Source organism: Formosa sp. F44 (assembly GCF_056238645.1).
This window is the reverse complement of sequence record NZ_JBWDLJ010000003.1, coordinates 510,926-530,691: the sequence shown is the minus strand read 5'-3', so window position 1 is coordinate 530,691 and position 19,766 is coordinate 510,926. Positions and strand designations below refer to the sequence as shown.

At 34.8% G+C, this 19,766-nt stretch carries 19 protein-coding genes; 15 read left to right on the top strand and 4 right to left on the bottom strand.

The genetic code is table 11. From position 1 onward, the window contains the following. Window positions 1-135: 135 nt before the first annotated feature. Window positions 136-897, bottom strand: coding sequence for a hypothetical protein (locus AC0UBM_RS12300; protein WP_475688796.1), 762 nt, complete (start codon window positions 895-897; stop codon window positions 136-138). Between the two features lie 140 nt (window positions 898-1,037). Between AC0UBM_RS12300 and miaB the strand changes: the two genes are divergently transcribed. The 7 genes from miaB (at window position 1,038) to groL (ending at window position 7,886) form a co-directional block, all read left to right on the top strand. After that, entirely contained in the window at window positions 1,038-2,480 is a 1,443-nt protein-coding gene (miaB, locus tag AC0UBM_RS12295; RefSeq protein ID WP_434036910.1) for a tRNA (N6-isopentenyl adenosine(37)-C2)-methylthiotransferase MiaB, read from the top strand. Window positions 2,481-2,535: 55 nt separating this feature from the next. After that, window positions 2,536-3,807: a sigma 54-interacting transcriptional regulator gene (locus AC0UBM_RS12290; RefSeq protein ID WP_414036782.1), complete on the top strand. Its 1,272-nt coding sequence runs from the start codon at window positions 2,536-2,538 to the stop codon at window positions 3,805-3,807. 3 nt (window positions 3,808-3,810) lie between these two features. Beyond that, window positions 3,811-4,317 carry an LptE family protein gene (locus AC0UBM_RS12285; RefSeq protein ID WP_414036781.1) on the top strand — a complete coding sequence of 169 codons (507 nt, stop codon included), beginning with the start codon at window positions 3,811-3,813 and terminating at the stop codon, window positions 4,315-4,317. A 2-nt stretch (window positions 4,318-4,319) separates the two neighbouring features. Further along, window positions 4,320-5,357 (top strand): hypothetical protein, encoded by a 1,038-nt coding sequence (locus AC0UBM_RS12280; RefSeq protein ID WP_475688795.1) that lies wholly within the window; start codon window positions 4,320-4,322, stop codon window positions 5,355-5,357. After that, on the top strand, window positions 5,357-5,710 hold the full coding sequence (gene secG, locus AC0UBM_RS12275) for a preprotein translocase subunit SecG (protein WP_475688794.1): 354 nt from the start codon (window positions 5,357-5,359) through the stop codon (window positions 5,708-5,710). Before AC0UBM_RS12280 ends, secG begins: the two co-directional genes overlap by 1 nt. 149 nt (window positions 5,711-5,859) lie before the next feature. After that, complete coding sequence (locus AC0UBM_RS12270) at window positions 5,860-6,138, top strand: co-chaperone GroES (protein WP_038526936.1); 279 nt, start codon at window positions 5,860-5,862, stop codon at window positions 6,136-6,138. Window positions 6,139-6,257: 119 nt separating this feature from the next. Continuing rightward, window positions 6,258-7,886, top strand: coding sequence for a chaperonin GroEL (groL, locus tag AC0UBM_RS12265; protein WP_414036778.1), 1,629 nt, complete (start codon window positions 6,258-6,260; stop codon window positions 7,884-7,886). Window positions 7,887-7,958: 72 nt separating this feature from the next. Here the strand turns inward: groL and AC0UBM_RS12260 are convergent, their stop codons facing one another. Together AC0UBM_RS12260 and xrtF are read right to left on the bottom strand one after the other, a co-directional pair. Continuing rightward, a complete protein-coding gene (locus tag AC0UBM_RS12260; protein ID WP_475688793.1) occupies window positions 7,959-8,396 on the bottom strand; it encodes an exosortase F system-associated membrane protein in 438 nt (145 codons plus the stop codon). After that, window positions 8,374-8,940 (bottom strand): exosortase family protein XrtF, encoded by a 567-nt coding sequence (gene xrtF / locus AC0UBM_RS12255; RefSeq protein ID WP_475688792.1) that lies wholly within the window; start codon window positions 8,938-8,940, stop codon window positions 8,374-8,376. The genes AC0UBM_RS12260 and xrtF overlap by 23 nt, the downstream gene beginning before the upstream one ends. An 88-nt stretch (window positions 8,941-9,028) precedes the next feature. Here xrtF and AC0UBM_RS12250 point away from each other — a divergent pair, with 88 nt between their 5' ends. Then, complete coding sequence (locus tag AC0UBM_RS12250) at window positions 9,029-9,487, top strand: GAF domain-containing protein (RefSeq protein ID WP_475688791.1); 459 nt, start codon at window positions 9,029-9,031, stop codon at window positions 9,485-9,487. Window positions 9,488-9,605: 118 nt separating this feature from the next. Here AC0UBM_RS12250 and AC0UBM_RS12245 read toward each other — a convergent pair whose 3' ends face one another. Beyond that, the gene (locus AC0UBM_RS12245) at window positions 9,606-10,856 is read right to left on the bottom strand and encodes an ABC transporter permease (protein ID WP_414036774.1); all 1,251 of its coding nucleotides are present in this window, start codon (window positions 10,854-10,856) and stop codon (window positions 9,606-9,608) included. Window positions 10,857-11,008: 152 nt separating this feature from the next. On the opposite strand from AC0UBM_RS12245, the gene purH reads away from it, so the two are divergent. The 7 genes from purH to AC0UBM_RS12210 all read left to right on the top strand — a co-directional run bounded on the left by purH (window position 11,009) and on the right by AC0UBM_RS12210 (window position 19,716). Next, window positions 11,009-12,541 (top strand): bifunctional phosphoribosylaminoimidazolecarboxamide formyltransferase/IMP cyclohydrolase, encoded by a 1,533-nt coding sequence (gene purH, locus AC0UBM_RS12240; protein ID WP_475688790.1) that lies wholly within the window; start codon window positions 11,009-11,011, stop codon window positions 12,539-12,541. 58 nt (window positions 12,542-12,599) lie between these two features. Then, on the top strand, window positions 12,600-13,628 hold the full coding sequence (locus tag AC0UBM_RS12235; RefSeq protein WP_382382681.1) for a rod shape-determining protein: 1,029 nt from the start codon (window positions 12,600-12,602) through the stop codon (window positions 13,626-13,628). 9 nt (window positions 13,629-13,637) lie between these two features. After that, window positions 13,638-14,462, top strand: coding sequence for a rod shape-determining protein MreC (gene mreC / locus AC0UBM_RS12230; protein ID WP_414036772.1), 825 nt, complete (start codon window positions 13,638-13,640; stop codon window positions 14,460-14,462). Continuing rightward, on the top strand, window positions 14,452-14,958 hold the full coding sequence (locus AC0UBM_RS12225) for a rod shape-determining protein MreD (protein WP_414036771.1): 507 nt from the start codon (window positions 14,452-14,454) through the stop codon (window positions 14,956-14,958). Before mreC ends, AC0UBM_RS12225 begins: the two co-directional genes overlap by 11 nt. Further along, on the top strand, window positions 14,955-16,877 hold the full coding sequence (gene mrdA, locus AC0UBM_RS12220) for a penicillin-binding protein 2 (RefSeq protein WP_434036918.1): 1,923 nt from the start codon (window positions 14,955-14,957) through the stop codon (window positions 16,875-16,877). The genes AC0UBM_RS12225 and mrdA overlap by 4 nt, the downstream gene beginning before the upstream one ends. A 2-nt stretch (window positions 16,878-16,879) precedes the next feature. Continuing rightward, window positions 16,880-18,157 (top strand): rod shape-determining protein RodA, encoded by a 1,278-nt coding sequence (rodA, locus tag AC0UBM_RS12215; protein WP_414036769.1) that lies wholly within the window; start codon window positions 16,880-16,882, stop codon window positions 18,155-18,157. Window positions 18,158-18,360: 203 nt separating this feature from the next. Then, a complete protein-coding gene (locus AC0UBM_RS12210) occupies window positions 18,361-19,716 on the top strand; it encodes a M20/M25/M40 family metallo-hydrolase (protein WP_475688789.1) in 1,356 nt (451 codons plus the stop codon). The last annotated feature ends 50 nt before the right edge of the window (window positions 19,717-19,766 follow it).

The window sequence follows — 19,766 nt, the reverse complement described above, 5'->3', positions numbered from 1 at the left end:
ATTTTTTTGGTGCTGCAAATGTATGGCAAAAAAGCAACATCATCCTAATTTTATCAGCATTCAGTAGTACGAAAGATCGGAGATCATCGATTTTTAACCTAAAAATATTCAACTTAATTATCAATTCTTTACGAATTATATAGTGGTTTCAATAAAAACACTTTCTTCTTCGGAATTCTCGAAGCCAATTACTTCTTTATAAATTATATATAAAGGTAAGTACGCAAACGACAACGTTGCGAATAACCCAACAAAACACAATAGCATACCTACTATTTCTGCAAGAAATCCACAAACAAGCATTAATCCGAATGTAATTAACCATTTCTTGTGGCCCAACTTAAAACTTGCCTTTACAATATCTGTAACCCTTGCTTCTGGGTTAAAAGCAAAAACGACAGTAAAAAAAGAGATAGGCACTATAACATAAATTAAAGGAAACAGAAATAACAAACTGGCTAGCACACTAATCGCAAGACTTACTATAGCCAACTTAATCAATTTCATGAAATACGCTTTTTTAAAATAGTAGAAATAATCATCTTTAAGAGATACTCCCAAATCTTTTTGCTTACAAATTCTATAAAAAGCAGACATTAAAGCAATACTTACAGCCGAAGCTACAATCCCGAACACAATAAAAAACAATCCGATAAAGATTAAGAAGGACACATTCACATCTTCATTCTGACCAATTAATTCTGGATCTACACCTAACATTAAAAGAGGAATATATACGATACAATATAAAGGAAGGATTGCCGCAATAGATATTAATATGGTAATTAAACCCTGTACCCAAACTTTCTTAAAAAGCTCTATCGCTTCACTAAATAGTGCTCCGAAATCTAAAGTTTTCGCTCGATTTACTTTTTGCTCAAATTCTGATAAAAACATGTCTCCCCTTTTTAATTTTGGGATAAAGGACGTATTTTTTAACACAAATACAAGAAAAATTAAACTGCCACTTTGTCAGAAACATATTTATAATTGTATATTTGCAAACTTATTGACTGATAATTATTTTCAGGAGACTTATGGAGAAGACAATTGACGAAAGTAAACAAGGAGAATCCCTTGTATTAGAACAAAAAAAAGAAAATACCCGCAAACTATTTATAGAAAGTTACGGCTGTTCTATGAATTTTAGCGATAGCGAAATAGTAGCTTCAATTTTACATAACGAAGGCTACAATACCACCCAAAAATTAGAAGACGCCGATTTGGTTTTAGTAAACACCTGCTCTATTCGTGATAAAGCAGAACAAACCGTTCGTAAACGTCTAGAAAAATATAATGCCGTAAAACGTATTAACCCAGGAATGAAAGTTGGCGTGTTGGGCTGTATGGCCGAACGTCTTAAAAGTAAATTCCTAGAAGAAGAAAAAATTGTAGACCTTGTTGTTGGTCCCGATGCTTATAAAGATTTACCGAATCTTTTGGCCGAAGTTGAAGATGGTCGCGATGCGATAAACGTGATTCTTTCTAAAGAAGAAACCTATGGAGACATTTCTCCAGTGCGTTTAAATAGCAATGGTGTAACTGCTTTTGTATCGATTACTAGAGGTTGCGATAATATGTGTACATTCTGCGTTGTGCCTTTTACTCGTGGTCGTGAACGTAGCCGTGAGCCACAAAGCATACTTGAAGAAATTAACGATTTATGGAGTCGTGGCTTTAAAGAAATTACCCTTTTAGGCCAGAATGTAGATAGCTATTTGTGGTATGGTGGCGGACTTAAAAAAGATTTTGACAAAGCAACAGATATGCAAGTGGCAACAGCTGTTAATTTTGCAAAGCTTCTAGAATTGTGTGCTAAAGAGCAACCTAAAATGCGTATTCGTTTTTCTACATCTAACCCTCAAGATTTAACGCTTGATGTGGTGGAAACTATGGCGAAATACAAAAACATTTGTAAGCACATACATTTACCTGTACAAAGCGGAAGTAACCGTATTCTTAAAGAAATGAATCGTTTACATACACGCGAAGAGTATTTCGAGCTCATAAACAATATTCGTCGTATTCTTCCAGACTGCTCTATTAGTCAGGATATGATTACAGGGTTCCCCACAGAAACCGAGCAAGACCATCAAGACACTTTAAGTCTTATGGAATTTGTAAAGTATAATTTTGGGTATATGTTCTATTATTCTGAACGTCCAGGTACCTTGGCCGAGCGTAAAATGGAAGACGATATTCCGTTAGAAGTGAAGAAAAAACGCTTAGACGATGTGGTTCAATTACAACGTAAACACAGTGAATTCCGTACCAAAGCGTATGTAAACACTGTAGTTGAAGTCTTGATTGAAAGAGAATCCAAAAAATCAGATCAGCAGTGGTCTGGACGCACATCTCAAAACATTGTCGCCGTTTTCCCTAAAGAAGATTATAAAATTGGAGATTTTGTAACTGTTAAAATATTAGATTGTACGAGTGCAACATTAATAGGAGAAGCCATTGGGCTTTCAAACTTATAATTACGACACTTTAATTATTTATTCTAAAAACTAAGACCTAAAACTTAATTACCAAATGGAATCAGTTCAAGCTATAAAACAACGTTTCGGAATTATTGGTAACAACCAAAAACTTAATCGCGCCATAGAAAAAGCGATACAAGTTGCGCCTACAGATATTTCGGTCCTGGTTACTGGAGAAAGTGGGGTTGGAAAAGAAAGTATTCCGAAAATTATTCATCAGCTATCTCATAGAAAACACGGTAAATATATTGCAGTAAACTGTGGTGCGATTCCGGAAGGCACAATAGACAGTGAACTTTTCGGTCACGAAAAAGGCGCATTTACAGGAGCGACTCAAACACGTTCTGGTTATTTTGAAGTTGCCGATGGCGGGACAATTTTTTTAGACGAAGTTGGAGAATTACCGCTTACCACCCAAGTACGTTTATTACGTGTGTTAGAAAACGGAGAGTTTCTAAAAGTAGGTTCTAGTCAGGTACAGAAAACAAATGTGCGTATCGTTGCGGCCACAAACGTTAATATGTTTGAAGCCATAAAAAAAGAAAAGTTTAGAGAAGACTTATACTACAGATTAAGCACTGTAGAAATTCACTTGCCTCCACTACGAGATCGTTCTGAAGATATTCACCTGCTTTTTAGAAAATTTGCTAGTGATTTCGCCTTAAAATATAAAATGCCTACCATTAAATTAACAGATGAAGCCACACTGGAATTATTAAAATTTAGATGGAGTGGTAACATTCGACAGTTAAGAAACGTAGCAGAACAAATTTCGGTTTTAGAAGAAAACAGAACCATAACAGGCCAAACCATTCGTGGCTATTTACCTAATGCAACTTCCAACTTACCGGCTGTAATCTCGAATACCAAATCGGAATCCGATTTTAGTAGCGAGCGTGAAATACTTTATAAAGTATTATTCGACATGAAAGCAGATTTAAGCGATCTTAAAAAATTAACTGCAGAGTTAATGAAACACGGGAACGATAAAGATGTACAAAAGAATAACGAAGGCCTTATACAGAAAATATACGGTAACGAATCGGATGCCGAATACGACGACACCGAAGACGATTTAGAAATTCTTTCTATCCCAGAACCAAGCTCTACGTCTTTGGTAGATACTAGCAGCATGAGTGCCTTAGACAAATACCATTTTGCTGAAGAAATTCAGGAAGAAGAAACGCTATCCCTACAAGACAAAGAATTAGAGTTGATTAAAAAATCGTTGGAACGTCATCAGGGAAAACGTAAATTAGCCGCTGCCGAATTAGGTATTAGCGAGCGCACCTTATACAGAAAAATAAAACAGTACGACTTATAGATTATGGCTTTAAAACACTACTTTATATTATTTTTAGTCTCTATTAGCGTAACGGCCTGTGGAGTATATTCTTTTACTGGAGCAAAAGTAAATGCCAATACAAAAACATTTCAAGTAAATTATTTTCAGAATAATTCCACTTTAATCGAACCGGGTTTAGATCTAGATTTTACCAATGCTTTAACCGATTTGCTTTTAAACCAAACCAATCTTTCACTTGTAAAGTCTAATGGCGATTTGGTTTACGAAGGCGAAATTACAGAATATAGAATTTCTCCAACCACAGCAACTGCCGATAATACTGCAGCACAAAACCGATTAACCATTTCGGTTAATGTTCGGTTTTATAATAAACAAGACGAAGAGTCTGAGTTCGAAAAACGCTTTTCATTCTTTTATGATTATGCAGGAACCTCTCAGTTAGTAGGAACACAAAAAGTTACTGCCATCGATGAAATTTTTGAACGTTTAACTCAAGATATTTTTAACGCGTCTTTAGCGCAATGGTAACAATGAAAAGCACCGAATTTACACATATATTACAGTATCCGGAAGCTTTGCAGTCTGAACAAGCAGAAGATCTGAAAACCATTATAGATGAGTTTCCATACTTTCAGCCTGCGCGTGCCTTATTCTTAAAAGCACTTAAGAAAAAGGAAAGTATTACATACAATCAGGAATTAAAAACAACGGCAGCCTATACCACAGATCGTAGTATTTTATTCGACTTTATTACTTCGAAGGCATTTGTTCAAAATGAGATTTCTCATTTTATAAAACAAAACACATCGCATTTAAACGATATTGAAGTTGATGTTGAAGATATTTCTGTAAATAAAAAGACGTCTATAGACAATGTGCTTACACAACATATAGATGAAACCGAAGGCGTTTTAGATCCGGAATTATTTCAGCCAAAGATAAAACCTGCTAAACTTGTCCATTTTACAGAAGACCCTTCTGAAGCGGTAAAAGAAGACACTGTAAAAGAAGACCATATAGAAGTCGGCACAGAAGCTGAAGAAAAGACGGAAACGGAAGATCAGAAATCGTCTCCAGAAAAAGTTTTGGAACTGGGAAAACCATTAGACTTTAACACGAATGAAACCCATTCGTTTAACGAGTGGTTAAAGCTTACCACATTTACTCCTGTAAACAGAACAACACCCAACACGCCTGAGCCTAAAGCAGAGAAGGCAGAAACAAAACCGGAGAAGAAACAACCACCACGTGAGCCAGAAATTGCAAAAACGCCAACTCCGGAGCAAGCTAAAAAGTTTGCTTTAATTGATAAGTTTATATCGACAAATCCTAAAATAGATCCTAAAAAATCTGCAGGAACCTCATTAAATTTAGCCGATTCTCATCTCATGCAACCAGAAGCATTAATGACCGAGACATTAGCTAGAATTTATGTAGAACAAAAAAATTACAAAAAAGCAATTCAATCTTATAATATATTAAGTTTGAAATATCCAGAAAAAAGTGGTTTCTTTGCTGACCGAATTAAAGCAATAAAACAAATACAAGAACAAAATAAGAAATCCTAATGAGTACGTTTACAATATTTTTAGTCCTAATCGTAGTAGTAGCATTTTTATTAATCGTAGTAATTATGGTACAAAACCCTAAGGGAGGTGGATTATCTTCTTCTTTTGGAGGAGGTGGTTCTCAACAAATTGGTGGTGTAAAGAAAACTACCGACTTTTTAGATAAAAGTACATGGACATTATCAGCGTTAATGTTAGTTTTAATCTTACTTTCTAATGTTGCAATAAACAGAGGAACAGGAACTTTAGAATCTAAAGCGTTAGACACAGAATCTATGTCTCAACCATTACCTACTGCTCCAGCGGCACCAGCAACTTTACCTGTTGATCCAACAGAAGACACTGCTGAGTAACAAAAAACGACTCCTATTTATAATATTAAAATGCCAACTTTTACAGTTGGCATTTTTTGTTACTGAAAGTTTGTCATACCCCTCGAATTGGCACAATTTTCGAATGTATTTACACATAAAATATAAACTAATTAAAATCATATAATAAAATGAGTAAAGTAAACATCAGACCACTTGCAGATCGCGTTCTTGTAGAACCACTTCCTGCAGAAACTCAAACAGCATCAGGATTATTTATTCCAGATTCAGCTCAAGAGAAACAACACAAAGGTACCGTTGTTGCTATTGGCACAGGTAAAAAAGATGAACCACTTACTGTAAAAATTGGAGACACTGTACTTTACGGTAAATACTCTGGTTCTGAATTGAAATTAGAAGGAACAGATTACTTAATGATGCGTGAAGAAGACATCATGGCAATTATCTAATTTTTAATTTTCCTACGATAGGGAAATCCAACAAAAAATTATTACAAAAATCAATAGTAAGCAAAACAGTTTAGAGCAAATAGCTTAAAAACTAATGTTTATAGAAAAATATTATAAAAATGGCAAAAGATATTAAATTTGATATTGAAGCACGTGACGGTTTAAAACGTGGTGTAGACGCTTTAGCGAATGCAGTAAAAGTAACATTAGGACCAAAAGGTCGTAACGTAATTATTGGACGTTCTTTTGGGGCACCAGTGGTAACTAAAGATGGTGTTTCTGTAGCTAAAGAAATCGAATTAGAAGACGCGCTTGAAAACATGGGGGCGCAAATGGTAAAAGAAGTAGCTTCTAAGACTAACGACTTAGCAGGAGACGGTACAACTACCGCTACTGTTTTAGCTCAAGCTATCGTTAAAGAAGGACTTAAAAATGTTGCTGCAGGTGCAAATCCAATGGATTTAAAACGTGGTATCGATAAAGCTGTTGAAGCTATCGTTGCAGATCTTGCTAAACAAACACAAACTGTTGGAGATTCTTCAGATAAAATTAAACAAGTTGCTGCTATTTCGGCTAACAACGATGATGTAATTGGAGATTTAATTGCTCTTGCATTTGGTAAAGTTGGTAAAGAAGGTGTAATCACTGTAGAAGAAGCTAAAGGAACAGATACATATGTAGATGTTGTTGAAGGTATGCAATTTGACAGAGGATACTTATCGCCTTATTTCGTTACAGATAGCGAAAAAATGATCACGGACTTAGATAATCCTTACATCTTATTATACGATAAAAAAGTATCTACAATGAAGGATTTACTACCAGTACTTGAGCCAGTTGCTCAATCAGGTAAGCCTTTATTAATTATTGCTGAAGATGTAGACGGAGAAGCGCTTGCAACTTTAGTAGTAAATAAATTACGTGGTTCTCTTAAAATCGCAGCGGTTAAAGCGCCTGGTTTTGGAGACAGACGTAAAGCGATGTTAGAAGATATCGCCATCTTAACGGGTGGTACTGTAATTTCTGAAGAAAGAGGATTTACTTTAGAAAATACAACTATCGATATGTTAGGAACTGCAGAACGTATCACTATCGATAAAGACAACACTACAGTTGTTAATGGTGCTGGAGATTCTGAAATGATTAAAAATCGTGTAAATCAGATTAAATCTCAAATCGAATCTACTACTAGTGATTACGATAAAGAAAAACTTCAAGAACGTCTTGCTAAATTAGCAGGTGGTGTAGCTGTACTTTATGTTGGTGCTGCTAGTGAAGTAGAGATGAAAGAGAAAAAAGACCGTGTAGACGATGCTTTACATGCAACGCGAGCTGCTGTAGAAGAAGGTATTGTTGCCGGTGGTGGTGTTGCCTTAGTTAGAGCTAAAGCTGTTCTTGCAGCGATTATGACTGAAAACTTAGACGAAACTACAGGAATCCAAATTGTAGCACGTGCTATCGAAGCACCTTTAAGAACCATTGTTGAAAATGCTGGTGGAGAAGGAAGTGTTGTTGTTTCTAAAGTGTTAGAAGGTGAAGGTAACTTTGGTTACGACGCTAAAACAGAAACGTATGTAGATATGCTTGTTGCAGGTATTATAGATCCTAAAAAAGTAACACGTATCGCTTTAGAAAATGCGGCTTCTGTTGCAGGAATGATCCTAACTACAGAATGTGCATTAATCGATATTAAAGAAGATGCTCCTGCTATGCCTCCAATGGGTGGTGGTATGCCAGGTATGATGTAATCTAAAAAAACATCACATAAAATTAAAAACCGAAGTCTTAAGGCTTCGGTTTTTTTTTATGATGTAAATTTTTTAAATATCTTTTTTAAGTTGCTTCTGATAATAAAAGGCTGGAAGCAATAACAACAAGAGTATAGGCTGAATTAAAAAACGACGAATATTAAACAAAATAAAATAGTTATTCTGTTCTGCGTTATTAATCAGGTATAAAAATAGTAATATTAGAATGGCGTAGGCAACCGAAAATAACATGGCCGAAAATTTTAAAATCCCACGATCTTTAAAAACAACATAAATTATTCCTAACGACAACACTGTATTTAAGGCGTATCTTAACGTTGTAAATGCTATTAATTTAATAGTTTCAAAAACTGGCGCGTCACGATATAAATAATCGTTTTTAAAGAACTCTAAAAACGGATCGTAAAACAATCTGGCCTCAAAAGCTCGGATTAACACCAAACCAAGAATTAAGATAAAGATTAAACTATAACGCATTACTTGGTGCATGCTCTTTTTTTTGTTTAACAAAATAGTTCACCCAAATTACCCACAACATAAATACCATTCCATAAATAATTAACGGAAAAATTACCCCGTGTAATATATGTTCCAACTCCGGGTAATAGTACAAACCTATAGTTAACACACCTATTCGCAAGATGTTGGCGATATAAATAATAAGACTCCCTGCTACTACAAACAATAACGTATTCTTTAGCGAGGATGCAAACGACACTATAAAAGCAATAAAAAGTATAATAACACTTATAGCATTACAACCTTCAATTATTCTAACAATATAATCACCATTAAACAATAAACGCACCCAAGGTTCTCCTGCATGCAATTCAATTTTAGCATGGTAACCTATTACATTTAAAAATGCTTGAGACTGTTCCGCCACATAATATGTTATATAGTCCGGCTGAAAGCTAGTGGTTTTAGAATAATCTAAATACCATTTATACCCCAAAGCCATCACAAAATAACTGATTAAGAATGTCAGAATAAAGCGAATTACAGGTCTATATGTTTTAAATAACTTAAGCAAGAGGTCTAAATATTTATGGTGTTAAATTTATAAAAATGAAGTTCCAAAATCGTAGCATTTTAAATACTTTTACAAAAAAAATAAAACTATGTCTTTAGCATCTTTAAAACCGCGAGTTGAAACTATTCTTTCTAATACTAATAATACTGTAGACGAGCGCTTATTAGCTGTTTGCGAAATTTTAGAAAAACATGTCGATTACTACAACTGGGTAGGATTCTATTTTAAAAATGGTGACAAAAACGAACTGAAGCTAGGACCTTATGTAGGAGCACCTACAGACCATACTATTATTCCGTTTGGGAAAGGTATTTGCGGACAAGTAGCAGTAAGTAACGAAAACTTTGTGGTTCCAGATGTGGCCGCTCAAGACAATTACATCGCTTGCAGTATTACGGTAAAAGCCGAAATTGTTGTGCCTCTTTTTGTTAATGGCGAGAATGTTGGACAAATAGATATAGACTCGAATACACCAGATCCGTTTACAGATGAAGACGAGCGCTTCCTAGAGTTTGTTTGCGCAGAGGTCGCAAAGATACTCGTGTAATAGTCCGTAATAAATATCATAAAAAAATCTCGACCTCATTATAAAAGAAGGATGTCGAGATTTTTTTTTGTTTTAAACTATATGCTTCAACAGTGAACTGAGACTAAGCTTACAATCGCTACATTCCGGTTCTTATCGCTTCTACAGGATCTAATTTAGAAGCTGAAATCGCAGGCAACACTCCAGAGATAAGTCCTATTAATGTAGATAGAGAGAACCCAATAAACATATTCCAAAACGATAAAATAAACTCAAAATCATCGACTACCTGAGAGGCAATTAACGCTACAATCCACACAAAGGTTAGACCAATTAGTCCACCAATAACAGCAAGAATAATAGCTTCGAATAAAAATTGAAATAATATAAATCTGTTTTTTGCCCCTAACGATTTCTGTATTCCGATAAGGTTGGTACGCTCCTTTACACTAACAAACATAATATTTGCGATTCCAAAGCCACCCACTAGCAGGGAGAATCCACTAATAATCCAACCGGCCAAATTCATAACACCAATAATATTATCTATAGCATCGGTCATTCCGGAGAGTTTATTTATAAAAAAATTATCAGGCTCATCGGCTTTTAATCCTCTATATGCTCTAAAACGCTGTCTTAATACTTGCTCGAAAGCTTCTATATCTACGCCAGGTTCAGGCTTAATCACAACAGCTCCAGGAATACCATCGGAACCTCCGTTGGTAAATTGCCTAACAAAATTAGAGGGCAAATAGGCTTTTTCGTCTGGCGAATCAAATAGTGAAGCACCTACTTTTTTAAGCACACCAATAACTGTTACTTTTCGTCCGTAAATACGTATTTGCTTACCAATTGGCTCTTCGTTATCAAATATATTATCGGACAGCTCTGCTCCTATTACAATAACTGGCGCACCGGTAGACGATTCAGATTCGGTGTAAAACCGGCCTTTACCAATTTTTAAATCTTCAATATCGTAAATACCATAAGACCCTGGCGATACATTTACATTGGTAATTGTGTTATCCTGGTATTTTATGGTTTCAGAATTTCCAAAAATAATATAGGCACTCGACTTAATATTTGGAATATTTCGATTCACAAACTCATAATCGGCATTTTCTGTTTGCGGATAACTATCGCGTTGCCATCTTGGCACTTCTGTAGGTCCGAAAGAAAATTTAGTTAAGTATATGGTGTTTTTGTCTAAACCAGACAACTGACTTTTAATACTTTGATCCAAAGAGTCGACTGCTGCCAATACCGCAATAATTGAAAATATTCCAATAGTCACCCCCAACAAAGACAAGAATGTTCTTAATTTATTATTTCGTAAAGCATTTATAGCAAACGCAAAACTTTCTTTAAAAAGTCTGAAATACAAGATCATTTAGAAGTGCTTTTATTAAAAATTTGAGATTTTAAAGATAGGACGTTTTAATTATAGATTTGTTACAAAAAAAATAAAAACAAAACAGTAAACAAACTATATATTTTTTAATGTAAATCCGTACTTTTGCGCATTAATATAACACAACACTAATGAGTAACGAGAAAACAATCAAATCTGCATTAATTTCAGTTTTTAGCAAAGATGGTTTAGAACCTATTATTAAAAAGTTAAACGAACTAGGTGTAACCATGTATTCCACTGGTGGTACACAGGCTTTTATAAACGATTTAGGAATAGACGTTGTACCTGTAGAGGACGTAACATCTTACCCTTCTATTTTAGGAGGACGTGTAAAAACATTACATCCAAAAGTTTTTGGTGGTATTTTAAACCGTCAAGATAATGAGCAGGATGTTGCTGAATTAGCAGAATTTGAAATCCCTCAAATAGATTTAGTTATTGTTGATTTATATCCGTTTGAAGATACAGTTGCTTCTGGTGCTAGTGAACAAGATATAATTGAAAAAATTGATATCGGTGGAATTTCATTAATTCGTGCCGCTGCAAAAAATTATAAAGATGTAGTTTGTGTATCTTCTGTAAATGAATATGCTTCGTTTTTAGAACTTATTTCTGAGCAAAACGGAACACTTTCTTTAGAGCAAAGAAAAGATTTCGCAAGAAAATCTTTCAACGTATCGTCTCATTACGATTCTGCAATTTTTAATTACTTCAACCAAAATGACGAAGACACAGTATTAAAAATTAGCGAACAAAACGGTCATGTGTTACGTTACGGGGAAAACCCACATCAAAGAGGATTTTTCTTCGGAAAATTTGATGAAATTTTCACAAAACTTCACGGTAAAGAATTAAGCTACAATAACCTTTTGGATGTTGATGCTGCTGTGAATTTAATTAACGAATTTAAAGGTGACAAACCTACGTTTGCCATTTTAAAACATAATAATGCTTGTGGTGTTGCACAACGCGATACTTTAAGTGAGGCTTATACAGATGCTCTTGCAGGAGACCCTGTTTCTGCTTTTGGTGGTGTTTTAATTTCTAACACAGAAATAGATTTAGCTACTGCTGAAGATATTCATTCTTTATTTTGTGAAGTTGTAATCGCACCATCTTTTAGCGAAGATGCTCTTGCACTTTTAAAAGGAAAGAAAAACAGAATCCTTTTAATTCTTCACGATATCGAAATGCCTAAAACAAGCGTAAGATCTTGTCTTAACGGTGTTTTAGTTCAAGACACAAACAACATTACAGATCGTTTAGAAGATTTATCTAAAGCGACAAACAATAATCCTACCGATAGCGAGTTAAATGATTTAATCTTTGCTTCTAAAATATGTAAGCACACCAAATCTAATACTATTGTATTAGTTAAAGGTGGACAATTATGTGCTAGTGGAACAGGACAAACAAGCCGTGTAGATGCACTTAACCAAGCCATACACAAAGCACAATCTTTTAACTTCGATTTAAAAGGTGCGGTTATGGCAAGTGATGCTTTTTTCCCTTTCCCTGATTGTGTAGAGATTGCAAAAAATGCAGGAATTACTGCTGTTATTCAGCCAGGTGGTTCTATTAAAGATCAATTAAGTATCGATTATTGTAATGATAACAACGTATCTATGGTATTTACAGGTACACGTCATTTCAAACATTAATTTTATTACTTTTACGACACCCAATTTTTTAATTAAAGCAAAAAAAGACATATAACGCATGGGATTTTTTGACTTCCTTACAGAAGAAATAGCTATTGACTTAGGAACAGCCAATACACTTATAATCCATAACGATAAAGTTGTAGTGGATAGTCCTTCAATAGTTGCTCGCGATCGCGTTAGCGGTAAAATCATTGCCGTTGGTAAAGAAGCGAGTATGATGCAAGGAAAGACGCACGAAAACATTAAAACAATTCGCCCGCTTAAAGATGGTGTAATTGCAGATTTTGATGCGTCCGAACAAATGATAAGTTTGTTTATAAAAAACATTCCTGCTTTAAAGAAAAAAATGTTTACACCAGCGCTTCGCATGGTTGTTTGTATTCCATCCGGTATTACCGAAGTAGAGATGCGAGCAGTAAAAGAATCTTGTGAGCGTGTTAACGGTAAAGAAGTTTATTTAATACACGAACCTATGGCTGCGGCCATAGGTATTGGTGTAGATATTATGCAACCTAAAGGTAACATGATTGTAGATATAGGTGGTGGTACTACCGAAATTGCAGTAATTGCTTTAGGTGGTATTGTTTGCGACAAATCGGTAAAAATTGCTGGAGATGTCTTTACAAACGATATTATATATTATATGCGTACGCAACACAACTTATATGTTGGTGAGCGTACTGCCGAAAAAATTAAAATTCAAATTGGTGCAGCTACCGAAGATTTAGAAATTCCGCCAGACGACATGAGTGTTCAAGGGCGTGATTTACTTACCGGTAAACCAAAACAAGTGCAAATTTCTTATCGTGAAATCGCTAAAGCATTAGACAAATCTATTCTTAGAATTGAAGATGCTGTGATGGAAACCTTATCACAAACACCTCCAGAATTAGCAGCCGATATTTACAATACAGGAATCTACTTAGCAGGTGGAGGATCTATGTTACGTGGTTTAGACAAGCGTCTGTCTCAAAAAACAGACTTACCTGTTTACATTGCAGAAGATCCGTTACGTGCCGTTGTACGTGGTACTGGAATTACACTAAAAAACTTACCTAAATTTAAGAGCGTCTTGATAAAATAGCTTTAAAGCATGCAGCAAATTTTAAACTTTATAATACGTAACAAAAACTTTTTGTTGTATTTGCTGCTGTTTTCATTGTCTGTGTTTTTCACAATACAAACGCATTCCTATCATAAAAGTAAATTTATAAATTCTGCTAATTTTTTAAGCGGCGGAATTTATACGCGTTTAAATAATATCAATCAGTATTTAGATTTAAAAACGCAAAACGAAAATTTATCTGAGGAGAATGCAAGACTTCGAAATCGGCTTCAAAATCATCACTTATCCATCGAGGAGGACTTTGTAGATACCACAAGTTTTAATGGTACCTACTTGTTCAGACCGGTGCGTGTTATTAAAAACAGCTATTCGGCAACAACTAATATCTTGTTAATAGATAAAGGGCTTAACGATAGTGTACAACAAGATTTTGGTTTAATTACCCCTAAAGGAATTCTTGGAATTGTAGATAAAACAAGCAACAATTATGCTACGGTTATTTCTATTTTAAACTCCAAAAGTAAAATTAGCGCGCAACTTAAAAAAACAAATCATTTCGGAACTCTAACTTGGGACGGAAGATCCCCAAAAACGGTTCAACTTATCGATATTCCTAAAATTGCCCCAATAGAAATTGGAGACACCATTGTAACGTCTGGACGTTCTGTAATCTTTCCTAAAGGTATTCAAGTAGGAACCATTGAAAGCTATAACTTAGACGCTGCCGAAAATAATTATGAAATAAATGTAACCTTGTTTAACGATATGACAAATATTGAACATGCGTACATTATAGAACATTTAGATGCACCCGAGATTAATAACATACTAAATCTATCCAATGAACAGTAGCGTTATATCTCAAGTTTTTAGGTTTATTTTACTTGTATTTGTGCAGGTTGTTATTCTAAATCATATTAATTTTTTAGGATACATTAATCCGTATATCTACATTTTATTTATCGTACTTTATCCGATAAAAAACGACCGTATTGTATTTTTATTACTTAGTTTTTTACTTGGTATTTTAGTTGATATCTTTTCAGATTCTGGAGGTATTAATGCCGCCGCTTGTGTAACGATAGCCTATTTAAGACCAATAGTTTTAAAATGGTCTTTTGGAACCGTTTACGAACACCAAACCATAAAGTTCAACAATGTAGATTTTGGCTCTAAACTTATGTATATAAGTATCCTAACGATTATACATCATTTAATCCTTTTTCTTTTAGAAGTTTTTAACTTTTCTGATATACTTTTAACACTCCAAAAGACGTTATTTTCTAGTATCTTTACCATTCTTCTGTGTATTATAGTTACTATTATTTTCAGCAAACGTACTAAATGAGGCAATTTTTATTATTTTTTACCATAATTACGGTTGGACTCGTATTTATTTCTCGGTTATTCTATCTTCAAATCTATAGCTCGCCGGCAAATAATTTATACGATGATAACGCTATCCGTAAAGTTTACGATTATCCAAAACGAGGCTTTGTTTACGACAGGAACGGTACGCTCTTAGTATCTAATCAATCGTCTTACGACGTCATGGTGATTCCGCGTGAGGTAAAAGCATTAGACACTATTGAATTTTGCAACTTATTAAAAATTGACAAAGAGAAATTCATAAAAACATATAAAAAGGCGTACCACTATTCGCCACGATTACCTTCTGTTTTTGTATCTCATTTATCTAAAGAAGACTATGCCGTTCTTCAAGAAAAAATGAGAAAATTTGAAGGTTTCTACATACAGAAACGCTCTCTTCGTCATTATGAAGCTTCAATTGGAGCAAATGTTTTAGGTGATATTGGAGAAGTAAATAATGCCATTATTAACAAACATCCCTATTATAAAATGGGGGATTTAATTGGTAAGCAAGGTATTGAATTGTCTTACGAAGAAGAATTAAGAGGTAAGAAAGGAATTAAATTCATTCAAAAGAACAGGTTTAATAAAAATATTGGTCCGTATAAAGATGGTAAATTCGATACCTTACCAGATCCTGGTAAAGATATTAAAATCACCATCGATGCAACCTTACAAGCTTATGGCGAGCAATTAATGCAAAATAAGCATGGTGGAATTATAGCCATAGAACCTAGTACAGGCGAAATTTTAACTATGATTTCTGCCCCCACTTACGACCCGAATTCTTTGGTAGGAAGAAAACGCTCTCAAAACTTTACAAAACTTTACAGAGATTCCATTGCAAAACCTCTATACGATAGAGGTTTATTAGCACAATATCCTCCAGGTTCTCCATTTAAAGTATTAAATGCACTTATTGGATTACAAGAAGGTGTTGTTACTACAGAAGAAAAATTCACTTGTAATCACGGGTATAGTTACGGAAACAGGAAAATGGGTTGCCACGCTCACGCCAGTCCTTTAGCCATGAATATGGGGATTTACGAATCGTGCAATGCCTATTTTGCCAATGTATACCGCAGAATAATTGAAAAATACGATACGCCTTACGAAGGAATGAATGTTTGGAATAAACACGTAACTAGTTTCGGATTAGGAGACTACTTGGGGTACGACCTTAAAATTGGTAGCCCAGGACGAATTCCTAGTGGAGATTTTTACGATAAATGGTACGGTAAAAACAGATGGCGCACCACCTTTACGCTTTCTAATGCTATTGGACAAGGTGAAATTGAGGCTACGCCAATCCAGTTAGCAAACATGGTTGCGGCCATTGCTAACCGTGGTTATTTTTACACGCCTCACATTATAAAATCTATAGAAGGTCAGGAAATAGACGCGCATTTTACAACACCAAGACACACTACTATAGACAAAAAGAATTTTGAACCTGTAGTTCAAGGAATGTATGATGTATACAATAAAGGTACCGCTTCTCGATTACAAGTTGAGGGTATCGAAATATGCGGAAAAACAGGAACGGCCGAAAACTTTACAAAAATTGATGGCGTAAAAACACAACTTACAGATCACTCTATTTTTATTGCTTTTGCCCCTAAAGACGATCCTAAAATTGCGATTGCTGTTTTTGTAGAAAATGGATATTGGGGAGGAAGATTTGCAGGTAGAATAGCGAGTTTAATGGTCGAAAAATATTTACGCGGTACAATTACAAGGACCGATATGGAAGATTGGATTTTAACGCATAGTTTAGAGCACGAATACCAAAAACCATATTCTGGCGAGCCATTCAAAATAAATCGAGGGACAACTTTAGAAACTGTAGAACGCGATTTAAAAAATCAAGATCACTTACTTCCACCTAAATCCTAGTTATGATTAGAGAAACTAATAGACATTTTTCTTTCGACTGGACCACAATTATTATTTTCATGATGCTTGTTGGTTTCGGGTGGGTAAATATTATATCGGCTTCTCATGTAGGAGAAACTATAGATTATTTAGATTTTTCTCAACCTTTTGGCAAACAGCTTATGTTTATTGGCTTAACTATAGGCTTAATTATTATTATTTTAGCTATCGAAGCCAAGTTCTATGAACGTTTTGCTAGTGTGGTTTACGTAATATCTATGCTCTCCTTAATTGGACTCTTTATTTTTGGTAAAAATGTAAATGGAGCACAGTCATGGTATGGTATTGGTGGGATGACCATACAACCTAGTGAGTTTGCTAAAGCAGCCACAGCACTAGCTGTAGCCAAATATGTTAGTGATTTACAAACCGATATAAAACGCTTCCCAGACCAGATTAAAACGTTTATCATTATTTGTATACCCGCGTTTTTAATCCTCTTACAAAACGATGCCGGGAGTACTATTGTGTACGGCGCATTCTTTTTTGTGTTGTATAGAGAAGGTCTACCTCAGATTTATTTAACCTTGGCCATTAGCGTTATTCTTATTTCTATTTTATCCTTAAAATTCGGTCCGGTTATCACATCCATTGTAGCGGCTACAGTTGTTTTTGCACAGTATTTTTTAAGCAAAAAGAAACCTGTTATTTTACAACCTATAATTATCACTCTAGCTGCAGTTGTAATGTCTGTTGGTGTTCATTTTTTTTATGATAATGTATTACAAGCGCATCAAAAAGACAGAATAAGTTTATGGCTTAGATTAGAAAACGACACCGATAAATTAGCAGCAATGCGTCGTGATATTCTGTACAATTTATACGAGTCTGAGAAAGCAATTAGCTCTGGCGGATTTTCAGGACGTGGATTTATGGAAGGCACACGAACCACAGGGAAATTTGTTCCCGAACAACACACCGATTACATTTTTAGTACAGTAGGCGAAGAATGGGGATTTGTTGGTAGTTGTATGGTGGTTATTTTATTTGTCTTGTTAATGTTGCGAATTCTTCATCTTGCCGAATTACAAAAATCGCAATTTAGTCGTGTTTATGGCTATTCGGTAGCTGCAATTATGTTTCTGCATTTTATGATTAATATTGGTATGGTTATGGGACTTATCCCTACCATTGGTATTCCTCTTCCCTTTTTTAGCTACGGCGGATCTGGTCTTTGGGGCTTTACCATCTTACTTTTTATCTTTGTAAAATTAGACTCGAATAGGATTAATGAATGGTAACAAATTGCCGTTATTAAGTTTATGTAAGCGAATCATCATCTTGTCTAAAAAAGACAAAAATATAATTGCGGTTTGAGACCAAAAGATTAATTTTATACATAACTTCGTTTGTGATATTGTTTTTCAAATATGCTATTATGACCAGCAACTTTAAATTTCTCATCTTCTTTATCTGTTTTTCATTTCAAATTCAAAGTCAGAATTTGACTAAAGAATTTACTATAAAATCGGAACAGGGCAATTTAAATATTGAACAGGCGCTTAGTAAATATCTTCAGTTCGAATCTGTTAGCGGACATGAAAAAGAAGCTGGAGACTGGTTAAAAGGTCTCTGTGAATTAAACGGATTGCACATAAAAGAAATGGGGAATACCGACGGGAATTATAACTTCGCGGCATCCATTTATCCTTTAAATAGTGGGTTACCTAACATTATTTTATTAAATCATATAGATGTGGTTCCTGCAGGAGATATTACCAAGTGGGAATATCCACCATTTTCGGGTGCAATTACAGACACCGAAATTTGGGGACGTGGAGCCTTCGACAACAAAGGAAATGGGATCATGCACTTATTTAGCGTAATAGAACTGTTTCAGAAATATGGCGATAAACAGATGCCTTATAACGTTACCCTTTTGGCTGTATCTGGAGAAGAAACGCAAGCTCCTGGAGGCGCTACTTTTGTTGTCGAAAACTTTTTAAAAGAACTACATCCCATAGTCGTTATAGGCGAAGGACCACCAGCCTTTAACTCCGTTTTAAAATCCGATCCAGAACAAGTGTTATTCGGAATTTCTATTACACATAAGCGTCCGCTATGGTTAAAATTATCTTTAAAGATTAAAACCTCCGCACATGGTTCTATTACACCAATAAATTATGCCAACAAAGGCATGATCGAAGCGCTAGATAATCTTATAGAAAAGAAACAGGAAGTAGTTTATAACGATATAAACATTAATATTTTAAAGCAATTAGGGCAGTTAGAAAAAGGTGCACCTGCGCTCGCTTTAAAGCATCCGAGACTTTTTAAAGCCTTACTTGTACCTCAACTTAGAAAAAAACCTGAGTTGTTTTCTTTATTTTCAAATTCTATAACCTTAACTAGCGTAGATAGTAATAACGAAGTGATTAATGTGATCCCTAATGAAGTTACAGCCTTATTAGACTGTCGTTTATTACCTAGTCAGACTAACGAAGAGTTTCTTGCTAAAATAAAAAAACAATTAAAGAATAAGGATATTAAAGTTGAAGTGATTCAGCAAATGCCTATAACAGAGCCTTCAGACGATAAAACGATATTTTTTACCAAAATTAAGGAGGCTTTAAAAAAGAATTATCCCGAAGCGCATTCTTTGAGTGTTTCTGTTCCTAATTATAACGATGTGAGCTTCTTTAGAGCGCAAGGCATTAACTCGTATTGCTTTACACCTATCCAATTAGAACGTCATTATTTAGAGCGTATTCATAATACTAACGAACGCATTCCACGTGGGACAATTAGTATAGGACAACAAACATTCTTCGATTTTATTGAAGGTTGTTTATTGCTTTAAATAGTAATTTATAACACAACACAATTACGCAACATAAGTAATCTAATTAT